The sequence below is a fragment of the Nocardioides sp. LHD-245 genome (assembly GCF_030929495.1).
GTDB lineage: Bacteria > Actinomycetota > Actinomycetes > Propionibacteriales > Nocardioidaceae > Nocardioides.
The window spans coordinates 209,930-224,964 of sequence record NZ_JAVFWN010000009.1; the positions used below are offsets into that span (position 1 = coordinate 209,930).

Annotated in this window: 10 protein-coding genes; 5 read left to right on the plus strand and 5 right to left on the minus strand. The window is 73.8% G+C overall.

Annotation, left to right across the window (positions count from 1 at the left end; genetic code table 11):
- The first annotated feature begins 158 nt into the window (after positions 1–158).
- Positions 159–2,981, plus strand: coding sequence for an FAD-binding and (Fe-S)-binding domain-containing protein (locus RB608_RS14605; RefSeq protein WP_308088709.1), 2,823 nt, complete (start codon positions 159–161; stop codon positions 2,979–2,981).
- A 151-nt stretch (positions 2,982–3,132) separates the two neighbouring features.
- On the opposite strand, the gene RB608_RS14610 is transcribed toward RB608_RS14605, so the two are convergent.
- The 4 genes from RB608_RS14610 to RB608_RS14625 form a co-directional block, all read right to left on the minus strand.
- Positions 3,133–3,957 carry an SDR family NAD(P)-dependent oxidoreductase gene (locus RB608_RS14610; RefSeq protein ID WP_308088710.1) on the minus strand — a complete coding sequence of 275 codons (825 nt, stop codon included), beginning with the start codon at positions 3,955–3,957 and terminating at the stop codon, positions 3,133–3,135.
- Positions 3,954–4,691, minus strand: a complete 738-nt coding sequence (locus tag RB608_RS14615; protein WP_308088711.1) for an SDR family oxidoreductase — start codon at positions 4,689–4,691, stop codon at positions 3,954–3,956. The genes RB608_RS14610 and RB608_RS14615 overlap by 4 nt, the downstream gene beginning before the upstream one ends.
- 174 nt (positions 4,692–4,865) lie before the next feature.
- On the minus strand, positions 4,866–6,689 hold the full coding sequence (locus RB608_RS14620; protein WP_308088712.1) for a phosphoenolpyruvate carboxykinase (GTP): 1,824 nt from the start codon (positions 6,687–6,689) through the stop codon (positions 4,866–4,868).
- 209 nt (positions 6,690–6,898) lie between these two features.
- Positions 6,899–8,752, minus strand: a complete 1,854-nt coding sequence (locus RB608_RS14625) for a hypothetical protein (RefSeq protein ID WP_308088713.1) — start codon at positions 8,750–8,752, stop codon at positions 6,899–6,901.
- A gap of 58 nt (positions 8,753–8,810) precedes the next feature.
- Between RB608_RS14625 and RB608_RS14630 the strand changes: the two genes are divergently transcribed.
- From RB608_RS14630 to RB608_RS14645, 4 genes are all read left to right on the plus strand, one after another.
- Positions 8,811–9,506 (plus strand): helix-turn-helix domain-containing protein, encoded by a 696-nt coding sequence (locus RB608_RS14630; RefSeq protein WP_308088715.1) that lies wholly within the window; start codon positions 8,811–8,813, stop codon positions 9,504–9,506.
- A gap of 94 nt (positions 9,507–9,600) precedes the next feature.
- Positions 9,601–11,373 (plus strand): hypothetical protein, encoded by a 1,773-nt coding sequence (locus RB608_RS14635; RefSeq protein WP_308088716.1) that lies wholly within the window; start codon positions 9,601–9,603, stop codon positions 11,371–11,373.
- Complete coding sequence (locus RB608_RS14640) at positions 11,370–13,259, plus strand: hypothetical protein (protein ID WP_308088717.1); 1,890 nt, start codon at positions 11,370–11,372, stop codon at positions 13,257–13,259. The genes RB608_RS14635 and RB608_RS14640 overlap by 4 nt, the downstream gene beginning before the upstream one ends.
- Positions 13,260–13,287: 28 nt before the next feature.
- Complete coding sequence (locus RB608_RS14645; protein WP_308088718.1) at positions 13,288–14,151, plus strand: hypothetical protein; 864 nt, start codon at positions 13,288–13,290, stop codon at positions 14,149–14,151.
- Positions 14,152–14,510: 359 nt separating this feature from the next.
- Here RB608_RS14645 and RB608_RS14650 read toward each other — a convergent pair whose 3' ends face one another.
- Positions 14,511–15,011 carry an Lrp/AsnC ligand binding domain-containing protein gene (locus RB608_RS14650; RefSeq protein WP_308088719.1) on the minus strand — a complete coding sequence of 167 codons (501 nt, stop codon included), beginning with the start codon at positions 15,009–15,011 and terminating at the stop codon, positions 14,511–14,513.
- Positions 15,012–15,035 lie beyond the last annotated feature (24 nt).

Genomic DNA, 15,035 nt, shown 5'->3' on the forward strand with positions numbered 1-15,035 from the left:
CGCACGCTGACGGCGTCGCCAACGCTCGACGTACGCCCGGTATGCCATCGCGTCGGCGCCTTGTCATCGCACGCGTTGAGCGCCGCTCGCTTGCACGATCCCTTGGAATCAACCATCTGGCCGCCGACGGCCCGGGCCGAGCCGATAGATTTCAGCCTGTGCCCGGCATCGCTCAGCAGCTCCAGCGCCACGGAGCGGGCGACGTCAGCGACGACGCCGCTGTCCTCGGCGCGTACTCCTCCGACGCCTCGCTCTACCGCGTCCCACCGGCGGCCGTCGCCTTCCCGCGCTCGGCCGACGAGGTCGCCGCGACGCTGGCTGCCGCGCGCGAGCTGGGACTGACGGTCACGGCCCGCGGCGCCGGGACGTCGGTGGCGGGCAACGCGATCGGGCCGGGTGTGGTCGTCGACTTCAGCCGACACCTCGACAACGTGGTGTCGGTCGACGCCGACGCCGGGACCGCCGTCGTCCAGCCGGGCGTCGTGCAGGCGGTGCTGCAGCAGGCGGCCGCGCCGTACGGGCTGCGGTTCGGGCCGGATCCGTCGACCAGCACCCGCTGCACCATCGGCGGGATGATCGGCAACGACGCGTGCGGCGCGCGGTCGCTGGCCTACGGCCGGACCTCGCACAACGTGCGCGGCTTCCGCGGCCTGCTGGCCGACGGCACCCTCCTCACCACGGGGTACGACGCCGCGGGCAAGCCGGTCGCGGCGGCCGAGGGCTCCGACGTGCTCGACCGGCTGCGCGCGCTGGTCGCCGACGACCTGGGCACGGTCCGCACCGAGTTCGGCACCTTCGGCCGGCACGTCTCGGGCCTCGCCCTCGACCACCTCGCCCCCGAGCGCGGCTTCGACGTGACCCGGGCGCTGGTCGGCTCCGAGGGCACGCTCGCCGTGCTGACCGAGGCCACCGTGCGGCTGGTCCGGGCATCGAAGGCGGCGCTGATGATCGTGCTCGGCTTCCCCGACTTCCCGACCGCCGGCTTCGCGACGACCGAGGTGCTCGCCTTCGAGCCGTCGGCCTGCGAGGGCCTGGACCGGCGCATCGTCGACGTGATCCGCGAGCGGCGCGGGCCGTCCGCCGTCCCGGAGCTGCCACCGGGTGACGCCTGGATGTTCGTCGAGCTCTCCGGCGACGACCCCGCCGACGTACGACGCCGCGCGGAGCTGCTCGCCGCCGCCGGCCTCGGCGTCTCCGCGCTCGTCGTCGACGACCCGCGTGCGGCCGACCGGCTCTGGAAGATCCGCGCCGACGGCGCCGGGCTCGCCGGGCGGGCGCCGTCCGGCCAGCCGGCCTGGGCCGGCTGGGAGGACTCCGCCGTCCCGCCGGAGCGGCTGGGCGAGTACCTCACCGCCTTCGAGGGCCTGCTCGCCGCGCACGAGCTGACCGCGATGCCCTTCGGCCACTTCGGCGAGGGCTGCCTGCACGTGCGGATGGACTTCCCGTTCGCCCGCCCCGACGGCGCCGACCGGTTCCGCGCGTTCCTCGAGGGGGCCGCCGACCTGGTCACCTCACTCGGTGGCTCGCTGTCGGGCGAGCACGGCGACGGCCGGGCCCGCAGCGACCTGCTGCCGCGGATGTACTCCCCCCGGGCGCTCGGGCTGATGGCCGGGGTCAAGGACCTCTTCGACCCGACCGGCGTGCTCAACCCCGGCATCCTCGTCGACGCCGTGTCGAGCACCGACGACCTGCGCTACTCCGCCGGCACCCGACTGACCAAGGGGCTGGCGTTCGCCTATGCCGACGACGGCGGCGACTTCGGCCAGGCGGTGCACCGCTGCACCGGCGTGGGCAAGTGCCGCGCCGACAACAGCGGCTCGGGCGGCGTGATGTGCCCGTCGTACCAGGCGACGAAGGAGGAGATCCACTCCACCCGGGGCCGTGCCCGGCTGCTGCAGGAGATCGTCAACGGCGACAGCGACGTGTCGTGGGGCTCCCCCGCCGTGCACGACGCGCTGGACCTCTGCCTGGCCTGCAAGGGCTGCGCCTCCGACTGTCCCACCGGCACCGACATGGCGTCGTACAAGGCCGAGGTGCTGCACCAGACCTACAAGCGCAAGCTCCGGCCGCGCTCGCACTACTCGGTGGGCTGGCTGCCACGCTGGGCCAAGGTCGGCTCCGCGATGCCGCGCTTCGCCAACAAGTCGATGGACGTCGGACCGCTGCGCAAGGTCGCGCTCAAGGCGGCCGGCGTCGACGCCCGGCGGCGGATGCCGGCGTTCGCGCGGCGTACCTTCCGGCGGGCCTTCGCCGGGTCGGTCGGGACGGGGACGCCGGTGGTGCTCTTCGTCGACTCCTTTACCAACCACTTCGCCCCCCAGGTCGCGGACGCGGCGGTCGAGGTGCTGCGCGCGGCCGGCTACGACCCGCGGATCACCCGGCAGCAGGAGTGCTGCGGGCTGCCCTGGATCAGCACCGGCCAGCTCGACGGCGCGGCGCGCCGGATGCGCGGCATGGTCGACGCGCTCGCCGACGACGCCCGTGCCGGTACACCGATCGTGGGCCTGGAGCCGTCCTGCACGGCGGTCCTGCGCCACGAGCTGCGCGAGCTCGTCCCCGGACCCGACGCCGACGCCGTGGCCGGCGCGACGGCCACCCTGGCCGAGCTGCTGTCCCGCACCCCGGGCTGGACCGCGCCCGACCTCACCGGCACCCGGATCGTCGCTCAGCCGCATTGCCACCACCACGCGGTGATGGGCTGGACCGCCGACCGGACGCTGCTCGAGAAGGCCGGTGCGAAGGTCGAGGCGCTGGCCGGGTGCTGTGGCATGGCCGGCAACTTCGGGGTCGAGCAGGGGCACTACGAGGTGTCGGTCGCCGTCGCCGAGCAGAACCTGCTCCCCGCGGTGCGCGCGTCCGCGGACGACTCCGCCCGGGTCGTCCTCGCCGACGGCTTCTCGTGCCGCACCCAGCTCGACGAGCTCGCCCCCGATGCGCGGCCGCTGCACCTCGCCGAGCTGCTGGCCCGCGGCCTGGGCTGAGTCCCGCCCGCCTCACGCGGCCGCTGGGCTCAGTTTCATCACGGTATGTAGGTGAACCGGAGCATCTATAGCGGGGCCCCGCTACAGATGTGACCCCTCAACGACATAACGTGATGAAACTGCAGCGACTGCTCCGAACTGCCGGCCGAGGTCAGCGCGTCGCCAGCCACTCCTGCGTGGTCGTGGCGAGCTCGGCGCGGGCGGCAAGGTCACTTGCCGCCGGCGCCGGGTCGACCCGATGGCCCTTGCGGTAATAGCCGGACGTCGCCTCCGGGTCGTTCGCGACGCGGACCAGATGGGCCGCCGACTCCGCGGGCGTCATCAGCATCCGCCGCTCCAGCGGACGAGCCAGGTTGCGCAGCCGGCGCAGCAGTGGGCGGGTCTCCAGGCCGCGGTTCGCGATATTCGTCGACACCGCGCCGGGGTGGACGGCGAGGGCGCGCAGCCCGCGGTCGCCGTACCGATCGGCGAGGAGGGCGGCGTGGTGGACCAGGCCCAGCTTCGAGGTGCCGTACGACGCCCAGGAGTCGTACGGCGCCGGGCGGCCGAGCAGCTGGTCGGTGGTCCCGCGCTCGTGCAGCTGCGAGACGACGTGGAGCACACAGGACGTCTCCGGCACCAGCAGTGCGGGGAGCAGCGCGGTCGTGAGGTCGACGGTGCCGAGGTAGTTGGTGCGCCAGTGGATCTCGTGGCCGTCGGCCAGCTGGGGCTCGGTCCAGCGGGAGCCGAGGTCGAGGTGGATGCCGGCGCTGTTGACCAGCAGGTCGAGGCGGTCCGCGTGGTCGGCGTACCAGCCCGCGAAGGCGGCGACCGAGGACCTGTCAGCGAGGTCGAGGGCGTGCCAGGCGTGAGCGTCGACGGCCGCGCCGCGGGTGGTGACGACGACCTCCCACCCGGCCGCGGCCAGCGCGTCGGCGACGGCCCGGCCGATCGAGTCCGGGCCGGCGCCGGTGACGACCGCCCGCGGGGCGCTCACCAGACGACGCCGCGGTCGACGACGAGGTTGGCTCCGGTGACCGACGCGGCGGCATCGGAGGCGAGGTAGAGGAGCGCCTCGGCGACATCGCCTGGTGGCATGAAGCCGGGAATGACCGAGGTGCTGCGGGCGATCAGGTCCCAGTTCGTGTCGGCGGGCAGGCCGGCCGCGGCGGCCTCGACCATCGGGGTCGCGATGCCGCCCGGCGAGACGCAGTTGACCCGGACCCCGCGGGGCCCGAACTCGACGGCCAGGGCGCGCATGCCGAGCAGCAGCGCGGCCTTGGAGGAGCAGTACGGCGCGTTGTAGGGCTGGCCCATCACGGCGGAGATCGAGGCGACGGAGACGACATTGCCCTTGCTCTCGACCAGTGCGTCGCCGAAGGCCTGGGCGAGCATCAACGGCGCCAGGGCGTTGACGTCGAAGTGCTTGCGGAGCAGGTCCGCGGTGATCGCGCCGAGCTCGGCGAACTTCTGGATCCCCGCGACATTGCACAGCACGTCGAGTCCGCCGAGCTCGGTGAGAGCGGCGGCCACGAAGGCCTCGCGGGCGCGGTCGTCGGCCAGGTCGCAGGCCACGACGCCGTCGGTCGCGACCACGTCGGTCGCGACCACGGTGGCGCCCTCGGCGCGGAACAGCTCGGCCACCACCTGGCCGAGGCCACCGGCGGCGCCCGTGACGACGACCCTGCGGCCGGTGAAGCGCTGGGCACGGGGAGCGGGCTGGTCGGTCATGGTTCCTCCTGGCTCGTGGCGCCGCGGGACGGCGTTCCGCCAGAAGAATAGAACCTGTTCTATTCAATGCGCTCGCGAGCCGGCCACCCGCTCCGGAAAAAGGCACAGTGCCCCGGCTCCGAGGAGCCGGGGCACTGCGAACACTCAGCCGATCAGAGGCCGATCGGAGACCGATCAGGCATCGTCCAGCGCCTGGGCGACGCGGCGGTGCGCCTCCCAGATCTCCTCGGGCAGGCCGTCGAACTGCGCGAGGTGCTTCTCGCGGAAGTCCATCTCCTGCCTCCAGCGCGCGACGTCGATCGTGAGCAGCGTGTCGAGGTCGGCGAGCGCCTGCTCGTCGAGCCCCTCGAGGTTGAGCTCCTCGCGCTTGGGCAGCACGCCGACGGCGGTCTGGACGCCCTCGACCTCGCCGTTGAGGAACTCCATCAGCCAGTTCAGCGGCCGGAGGTTCTCGCGGTAGCCGGGCCACAGGAAGCGGCCGTCCTCGCCGCGCTGGAACCAGTTGACGTGCGCGAAGATCGGCTTGGTCGTCGCCCGGCCGATCACCTCGAGCCAGTGCGCGGCGTACGCGGCCTCGGAGTAGGACATGAACGGACGCATCGACATCGGGTCGTAGCGCAGGACGCCCTCGAGGCCGTCGGCCGCGGCGGTCGCCTCGGCACCCAGGGTGAGGCCGTCGTAGACGCCCTCGGCGATGTCGGTGATCGCGCGGATCAGCGGCTCGCGGTCGCGCGTGCGGCCACCGAAGATGATGCCGTGGATCTCGACGCCCTTCGGGTCCTCGAAGTCCTCGGCGACGTTGGGCACGTTGGCCAGCGTCGTGGTGAACCGGCTGTTGGGGTGCGCCCAGGGCGCGTCGACGTCCTCGGGGGCCCGGTCGGCGATGACGTCGCCCTTCCAGTCCTCCCAGCCGTCGAGGTCGGTCGGCTTGTCGCTCTTGCCCTCCCACCAGACCTGCTGGGTCTTGGGGTTGTAGGCGACGTTGGTGAAGATGGCGCCGGTGCCCGGGACGATCGAGTCGATCGCGGTCGGGTTGGTCTTCTCGTTGGTGTCCTTCGCGACACCGAAGACGCCGTTCTCCGGGTTCATGCCGTAGAGCTTGCCGTCGTCGCCGACCCAGATCCACGCGATGTCGTCGCCGTAGAACTCGACGTAGTAGCGGTCACCGAGCGCGTCAGGCGCCAGCGTCATCGCGAGGTTGGTCTTGCCCGAGGCCGACGGGAAGCCACCGCAGATGTTGTACTTCTTGCCGGTCTCCTTGTCGGTGATGCCGAGCAGCATGAACTGCTCCACCAGGAAGCCGTTCTTCCAGCCGTCGTAGGAGCCCTGGCGCAGACCGTGAGCGATCTTGCCGAGCAGCGCGTTGCCGCCGTAGGACGAGCCGAAGTGCAGGATCGTGCGCTCGTCGGCGACGGTCACGAAGTAGCGCTTGTCGTCGGGCGTGCCCTGGCCGAGGTTCTCCAGGTCGCCGGTCACGTGCACGGCCTTGACGAACGAGTCGCCCAGGTCGTTGATGTACTCCACGCCGACCCGCGCCATGCGGATCATCTGGAGGACGACGTTGCGGTTGTCGGTGAGCTCGACGCCGGCGGCGAAGTTCTCGACCGGCGAGCCCTTGGGCGACATGAGGTAGGGGATGACGTACATCGTCTTGCCCACCGAGGCGCCGGTCATCAGCTCGACGAGCTTCGGCTTCATCTCGGCCGCGGGCTTCCAGTTGTTGTAGACGCCCTTGTCGGCCTCGTCGGAGGTCGCGACGATGGTGCGCTCCTCGGCGCGCGCGGTGTCCTTGAAGTAGGAGCGCGAGTAGTAGAGGCCCTCGCCGGCCGGGAGAAGCTCACCGGCCTCCAGGGACTCCTGGACCAGCCGGGCGTCGTCGGCCGCGGACACGACCTCGATCCGATCTGCTCCCGTGATGTTGGCCCAGTGTGCGACGTACTCCCGAACGTGGGGGTTGGTGAGACCACCCTCGTCGAGCGCCCGCTCCACATCAACCATCGCTTTCGCCAGCCTTTCGGTCCTTGTCCAGGTGTGGGGACGCTACCCCACAGCCCACCCGGTTCTTACCGGGGTTCGAATCGTCCGATCCGGGGACACCGTCGTCCGCGTGACAGTCACCATGACACCCGTTTTGCGCTGACGCACATCGGCGCGTACCTCCGCTGCGCGCATGCGTGCGAGCCGGTCAGCTTTGGATCGATCGAATGTCAACGAGCGGCCGCGAGCAGCTCACGGGCCCGGCGCAGGCGGCGGAAGTACGTCGCCCGGCTGAGGTAGGTCTCGCGCATCACGGCCTCGTGAGAGGCACCGACGGTGAGATAGCGACGCCGGACGAGGTCGCGCAGACCCGGCTCCCCCGCGAGCGTCTCGTCGACGCGGGCCCGCAGCCAGATCCGCTCCTGCTCATCGGCCGAACCGTAGGTCCCGAGGGCCGCGACGAGGTCGCCGGAACGTCCCTCGGGGCGGCCCTGCTCCACGACGACCGCCCCGTGCAGCAGCCCGGCGAGACCCCCCGGCCCGACGTCGGCGACCCAGCTCGTGACGGGCACACCGTCGAGGTCGCGCCGCAGCGCCGGCACCTCGGCGTACCCGTAGGCCTCGAGGACCGCCCGCTCGCCCGGCAGGTCCCCGACCAGGTTGACGTGGTCGCTGCGCGGGTTGCCGACGCCGCACTGGGCCAGGCCCGCCGCGTTGCGCACCCAGGCGACCTCGGGCTCGTCGACGTCGTCGAAGGTCAGCTGCACGGCGCTGAGCACCGCCCGGTCGGTGGCACCGTGCCGGCGGGCGTGCTCGACGACCGGCGCCACCAGCCGCGCCCGCGGTCCCTGGAGAGCGGACGCCGCCTCCATCGACAGCGCCGCGACGACGGCGACCGGACGGCCGTCGGCCCGGCGCACCACCCGCGCCCGCTCGCCCAGCCACGGCGCCAGCACGCCCCACAGCCCCGACAGGCGGGCCTCCAGCGCCGGGCGTACGACGGCCGCGTCGGTCGTGCGCCAGCGGTCGGCGTAGTGACGGCTCAGTGTGGTCGGTCCGAGCCCCCCGCGCAGCCCGGGGTCGCGGACCAGGGCCGCCAGCCGCGGCAGCGCGCCGGACTCGCCCGCGACGGCACGGGCGCGCTCGTGCTCGGCGACCCGCAGCACCGCGGCGGCGGCGCGCCCGGGCTCCTCGGCGCACAGCCGCTCCGCGAGCTGGCCGGCCAGCGAGGGGTGCAGCACGAGGCGGTTGCCCACCGGCTCCACCACGCTGGTCTCGCGCAGCGCCTCGACCAGCTCGGCCACGCGGCCGGGGAAGAGGTCGGCCAGCAGCGGCCCGTCGACCCCCGCCGCCAGTACGACGACGGCGAGCAGGTCGGGGTCGAGCCGGTCGAGTGCGGCATCGGCCAGGTGGGCGGCGAGGTCCTCGCCGCAGGCACGGATCAGCACGGCGTCGTCGCGCTCGCCCGCGACCGCCCACGCCCGGGCGCCCAGGACCAGGGCGAGCGGGAGCCCACCTGCCCGCGCCGCGAGGGCGGCCCGCGCGGCAGGGTCGTCGACGTCGTACCTGGCGAGGAGAGCGTCCGCGTCCTCCGGCCCCAGGCCACCCAGCCGGGCCGGCAGGCAGAGCGCGGCGAGCGGCTCGGGCAGCCAGCGCGCGGGCAGGGTCCGGGCCGCGACGACGAGACGGGTGTCCGCGGGCAGCCGCGCCGCCGCGGCACCGACCGCGCCGAGGGCCGGGCCGAGGGCGCCCACCTCGTCGACCAGGACGACGAGGCCGGGGCCGTCGACCGTCTCGAGTCCGCCGAGCACCCCGAGCGCACCGTCGGCACGCGCGTCGAGAGCGAGCACGCGGCGCCCGGACCGCTCCGCCCGGCGGCCCGCCTCGCGCAGCGCGGCGCTCTTCCCGACACCGCCGCGGCCGGTCACCGCGAGGACCCGCGCCGAACCGGCCGGGTCCAGCAGCAGGTCGAGCCGCCGCGCCAGCTCCGCGGGACACGCGTAGCGCCGCGCATCCAGTCCCTCGGCGTACGCCGCCAGGGTGGGCACGTCCGGTCGGGCCGGCCGCAGCTGCACGATCCCCATGACGGAAGGGTAGAAGTGGTGTTGACGAGTGGTCAACGCGCTCGCGTAGGGTCGCCGGGTGACCACCAGCCTGCTGCGCGGCCTGCGGGCCCTCGAGCTGCTGGGCGGCGAGGCGCTCGGCGTCTCCGAGATCGCCCGTCGCCTCGGGGTCGACAAGGCCGGCGTCTCCCGGATGCTCGGTCAGCTGCACGCCGAGGGCTGGGTACTGCGCACCGGCGCCCGCTACGTGCTCGGCGAGCGCGCGGTGACGATGGTCGCCACCGATCCGGCCGGAGTACGCCGCCGGGCCGGCCGGGTCGCGGCGCGACTGCACGAGCGCACCGGCCTGACGGCGGTCGTGGTCCGGCTCGCCGGCGACGGCGCCCGGCCGGTGGCGGTCGCCGGGCCGGCCGACTTCCTCGATCCGGAGGCGCCCTACGAGCACCTGTGGCTGACCGCGGGCGGCATCGCACTGCTCGCCCAGCTCCCCGACCCCGAGCTCGACCGCCGGCTCGACGTCACCCCGTGGCCCCGTCCGTCGCCGGCCGCCCCCCGGGACGCGGCGGCGGTGCGCGACCTGGTCCGGACGGTGCGCGCGGGTGCCCCGGCCGAGGAGCGCTCCTGGACGGTCGAGGGAGCCGGCTGCATCGCGCTGCCGTGGCCGGTCGTGGAGCCGGGGCCGCCGTACGCCGTGCTCGCGCTGGGCCCGGTCGCCGACGTCGACCGGGACGCCGACGCGACGCGGCAGGCCCTGCGCGACGCGGTCGGCCCCTGAGAACGTGTTCCGAGCGCGCCGCCGGAGTCTCACGCTGGTCTCACAACGCCGGGAACCTCTCGGTCACGCGTCCCGCACGTCCGACGATCGCCGGGTGATCCCTCGCTCGCGCCTCATCGCCGGTCTTCTCCTCGTCCTCGCCCTGGCCCTCGCGCCCCTCGGCGCGGTCCCGTCCCGGGCCGAGCCCGGACCGTCGGACCGCGGCAAGGCAGTGGCCGTCACCCCCGCGCAGCCGATGGCCGGGGAGCGGACCCGGTTCAGCGGACGGGTCGGTGCCGCCACCGGCCGCGCCACGCTGGAGCGGAAGAAGGGGAAGCGCTGGGTCGCGGTGGCCCGCGGCAAGGTGAGGAAGGGCAGGTACCAGCTCGACACGAGGGTGCACAAGGCCGGCATCTACCGGGTCCGTGCCGGCGGGTTCACGAGCAAGAGGGCCAGGGTCCGGCTCGCGCCGCAGGCGGCGCAGCTGAGTGTGGGGACGCCGTTCGTCGTCGGGCTGGGTCGCCCGGTCACCGCCACGGTGACACCGGCGCGCGCGGGCCGGACCGTCCGCCTGGAGCGGCTCGACGGCGCGACCTGGACCACCGTGGGGACCGCGACGAGCGAGGCCACCGGCCAGGTCCGGTTCGGGTACGCCGGCGGGCCGGTCGGCACCACGTCGTACCGCGTCGTCGGCGACGCGCACCACGGGTCGGCGGGCGTGGCGTCGGCCGCGCAGCCGGTGCGCACCGCCGCCTCGCCCGAGCTCGTCAGCCCCGCCACCTCGCCCGGCGACGACAGCCACGACCCGGCGGTCTCGGCCGACGGTCGATGGGTGGCCTTCACCTCCGAGTCCCGCCTGTTGCCCAGCGACACCGACGACTACAGCGACGTCTACCTCTTCGACCGGATCTCCGGCACGTTGAGCCACCCCGTCGCCGCGGCCACCGGCCACGTCCTCAGCCCGCTGCTCTCCGCGGACGGCCGCTTCCTCGCCTTCCAGTCGGACGCCTTCGACCTCGCCGGCGAACCGGGCTACGACCACGACGTCTTCGTGCTGGACCGGGCGAGCGGAGCGATCGACCTGGTCTCGCAGACTCCGGGCGGCGTCGCCGCCAACCGCCCCTCCGACCTGTACGCGATGAGCGACGACGGGCGCTTCGTCGCCTTCACCTCCCCCGCCGCAGACCTCGTCACCAACCTCCCGCCGCCCGACACCGACGTCCGGCACGCCTACCTGCACGACCGCACGACGGGGGTGAACCGCGGCCTCGACCGGACCGGCCTCGGCTGGTCGGACGTCAACATCTTCAACCTGGACCTGAGCGCCGACGGCACCCGCGCGGCGTTCTCCAGCAGCGACACCGACCTCGATCCGGGCGACGTCGACGGCTCGGCCGTCTTCGCGTGGGACATCGCCGCCGACGGCGCGATCTCGAACCGCACCAACCTCACACCCGACATCGACGCGGACAGCCCGTCGCTGGGCGGTACCGGCGACGAGCTGGCGTTCACGACCGACGAGGCCCTGTCGCTGTCCGACCTCAATGGCTCCCGGGACACCTACCTCCGCACCGTCTCGGGGACCTTCCTCCTCGCCGGTCCGTACGGCGCCGCGGGCAATCCGGGCGGCACGCTCTCCGACGACGGCCGGTTCGTGTCGATGGGCACCAAGAACGTGCTGCCCGGGGACACCAACGGCGGCCAGGCCGACGTCGTCGTGTGGGAGCGGGCCACCGGCACCAGCACCCTGGTCACCCGCGCGGGTGCCGGCGCGAGCGGCGAGGCCGAGCTCTCGGCCGACGGCTCCGTCCTGGTCTTCGGCTCGGCGGCGGCCGTCGTCCCCGGCGCCACGGGCGCCTACAACGTGTACGTCCAGGTCCTGCGATGAGGACCTGGATCGCCGTCGCGGTGGGGCTCACGCTCGCCGCGACGGGCCTGCCAGCACCCGCCGTCCACGCCGCCGCCCCAGACCCGTGGGTCGGTGTCGCCTGGACCACCCCCGGCGCCGTATCCCCGGCCGGGGTGGACCTCGCGGCAGGTGGGGTGTGGCCGTTGGCCGACGGCTCCCTGCTGGCGCTCTGGTCGGTCGCCGACGATCCGACCGATGCCGGCGACGGGCCGGCCCAGGTCTGGTCGCGCACCCGGACATCCGACGGGCTGTGGGGGCCGCCGGAGCAGGTGAGCGACTACCAGCAGTACTTCACGACCTACCCGAACTTCAGGTGGGACGTGAACGCCACCGGTGCCGCGGTCGTCGCCTGGACCCAGTACGACCCCGGCGCGACGTCGTGGACCTACCGTGCCGTCACCCGCTCGACATCCGGGGCGTGGGCGGCGCCACACACCGTCGCCGTCGAGGACACCGGCACCGTGGGCTCGATCAGCCTCAGCGGCAGCAAGGCCGTCGCCGTCGCCCCCGACGGCGACACCACGGTGGCCTTCGAAGCCCGGGAGGCGCAGGAGGATCCCGGCGAGAGCAGCGCCGACCCCGAGGTCTTCCGGACCCACGGGTCGGGCTCCACCTGGACGACGCCCGAGGAGGTCTCGGTCGAGACGCCGGCGATCCCCGTGAACTGCCTCGAGCCGGACCCCGACGACTGCCCCGACCGGGAGGGCCCCTCGGACCAGCCGGCGGTCGCCTTCGACGGATCGGGGCAGGAATGGATCGGATGGATCCATCGTGAGGCGGCCGACGAGCCCGCGGAGGAGGCGGGCGTCTTCCTGCGCGGCTCGACCACCACGCAGCTGGCCACCGGCTCCGAGCTCGAGGCACGCTCCTTCGCCCTCGCCGGCATCGACGCGGACCCGACCGGCGGGGTCGCCGTCGCCTGGCACCGCCAGGTGTCGACAGGCACCGAGACGTGGGCGCACGCCGGCGGCGACATCGGCGGCGCGACCGGGCTGATCACCGCCGCTGCGGTCAACGGCGCGGTGCGCTCGATCGCCATGGTCGACGGCCACGCCCTGGTGGTGGTCGGGGTCCCGCCGGCGGCGATCGACGGCAGCCGCAACCTCCACGCCGCTCTGCGTCCCCCCGGTGGATCCTGGGGATCGGGCGCGGCGATGACCGAGGACGGCGCCGACGTCTTCGGCACCGGCGGTCGCGCCGTCCTCACCCCGGCAGGAGTGCCGGTCGTCGCGTACGCGCACGCGAGCACGGACCGGGGCCGCGTGCTCGCCCCGGCGGAGAGTGGCTGGTCGAGCATCCCCTTCAGCGGCGCGCTCGACCTGTCCGGGCCGGCGACCGCCGTGCAGTCGCTCCACATCGCCCCGGACGGGCGGCTCCTCGCCGGCTGGCTCTCCGCCGACGAGGGCGGGGACCGGCTGCATGCCGGCGCCAGCAACGGCCTTCCCGGTGCGGTGCCACCACTGACCCCACCGCCCTCGCCCCAGCCGCCGACACCCGGTCCGGCTGCGTTCACCACGGTCGATGACGGTGCTCTGATGCGATCGGCCGGCTGGAAGCGGACCCGCGCGCCGTCGTACGCCGGCGGCACCGCCGTGCTGACGAAGCGTCGAGGCGCGACACTCAGCCTGCGCCGTACGACGCTCGATCAGGTCGGTGTCCTGGTCAGCACCTGTCGGCGGTGCGGCAAGGTCGACGTGTTCGTCGGACGCACGAGGATCGGCCGGGTCTCGCTCAAGGGCGCTCCGGCCCACCAGCAGCTCCGGCTGCTCCCGATGTTCAGCGCCCGGACCGGCAAGGTCCGCGTGGTCGTCGCCACCTCGGGCCGGACGATCCGGGTCGACGGGCTGGCGATCCGCACCGGTTGAGGTCGTCGCACGCGGGTAGGAGGCGGGCATGAGCCTCCCGCCCCCGCCACCCCCGGGACCACCACCCTCGGGACCGCCGCAGGGGCCGCCGCCCGGGTGGGGTCCGCCCGGATACCCGCCGTTCGGCCCGCCGCCGCGACGGCGGCGGGTCGGCCTCGTCGTCGGGGTCGTGGTGCTGGCGGTCGCCCTGCTCGCCGCGGTCGGCGTCGGGGCGTTCCTGATCGCGGGCGGGGGCGACGACGACGGGGATCGCACCGCCGACGACCGGAGCAGCGCCGACTCCCGCACGACGACCGGCTCCGACGCCACCCCGACCCCGTCCGCGACCGGCTCCCCCGACAGCCCGACCGGCCCGACCGGCCCGACCGCCCCGACCGCCCCGACCTCGGGCCCGTCGACGCCGTACACACCCTCGGACGACACCGACGACGACATCCACAACGACGTCGCGACCGCCGACTTCCCCGGCGACTGGGACTTCAAGCTCGGCGATGTCGAGCACCACGCGAAGCTGCTGCGCGCGGTGGACCACCCGAGCTGCGCTCCGGTCGAGGCGGGCAACGTACTGACCCGCCAGCGCTGCCAGTACGCCGCCCAGTGGGTGTTCAACGCGGTCGGCGGCAAGGTCCGGCTGACCCACCTGTTCCTGGTGTTCGACACCGAGCGGCACGCCAAGGCCGCGCAGGGCACGTTGAAGGACCAGGATCTCGACCTGCCCGACGGCAGCACCCTGCCCTCGTTCGTCCTGGGCAAGTGGAACGCCAGCGTCTACGGCAATATCGTCGCGGTCACCATCGGCACGTCGAGGACGAAGGTGTCCGAGAAGCGGCTGACCTCACTCGTCAACACCATGAACAGCGACTACAAGTCCGCCCTGCTGTTCCGTTCTTGATGGGCCGAGCGTGTCGCACACGAGGCTGCCGCCCGGGACTCGCTGCGCTCGCCCCACGGGCTTCGCCCCGTGCAGATTCGCGGCCGTGCGTCACGCTGCCGGCCATGCCCGCCGGGGCCGGGCCGATCGCCAGGAAGTTTTACTTCAACCTGATGACAAGGCCTGGCGGCATCTGGCATGCTGCTCTCGCCGCCGCAGGTGACCCGAGACGCCTGCGGCGGCTTCCAGTTTTTTATGGGCCGAGCGTGTCGCACACGAGGCTCGCCGCCCGGGACTCGCTGCGCTCGCCCCGCGGGCTTCGCCCCGTGCCGCTTCACGGCCATGCGCCACACTGCCGGCCGGGCGCCGGCCGAGCGACGTCAGTCGCGGTACGCCGGCGAGCGGCGGCTCGGCGGGGGCTCGGCGCTCGCCAGCAGCGGCAGCACCCGCGGCGGGATCAGCACGGACAGCACCATCACGCTGGTCGAGCGCACGACCGACGACGACTGGTCGATGCGCACCAGGGTCGCCTGCAGCTCCGGATGCGAGCGCGTCGCGACCCGGCACAGCACGTCGTAGGAGCCGGTCGTCACATAGGCCTCGAGCACCTGCGGGATCGCCTCGAGGTCGCGGGAGACCTCGTCGAGCGCGCCCTGGGAGATCTCGAGGGTGACATAGGCCTGCACCTCGAAGCCGGCCGCGGCGACGTCGAGCGTGGGGTCCCAGTCGGCGATGACACCGGCCTCGGTCATCCGCCGCAGCCGGCTCTGCACCGTGGCGCGGGCGACCTGGGTCCGGCGGGACAGCTCGAGGTCGCCGGCGCGGGGGTGCTCGGCGAGAGCGGCGAGCAGAGCGAGGTCGATCCGGTCCAGGGCGAGCACCTCTCCAATCTAGTCACTCCGGCC

Coding starts and splice junctions, on each gene's coding strand:
- RB608_RS14640 (WP_308088717.1), top strand. CDS start 11,370: ATGAGGACCTGGATCGCCGTCGCGGTGGGGCTCACGCTCGCCGCGACG.
- RB608_RS14620 (WP_308088712.1), bottom strand. CDS start 6,689: ATGGTTGATGTGGAGCGGGCGCTCGACGAGGGTGGTCTCACCAACCCC.
- RB608_RS14625 (WP_308088713.1), bottom strand. CDS start 8,752: ATGGGGATCGTGCAGCTGCGGCCGGCCCGACCGGACGTGCCCACCCTG.
- RB608_RS14615 (WP_308088711.1), bottom strand. CDS start 4,691: ATGACCGACCAGCCCGCTCCCCGTGCCCAGCGCTTCACCGGCCGCAGG.
- RB608_RS14645 (WP_308088718.1), top strand. CDS start 13,288: ATGAGCCTCCCGCCCCCGCCACCCCCGGGACCACCACCCTCGGGACCG.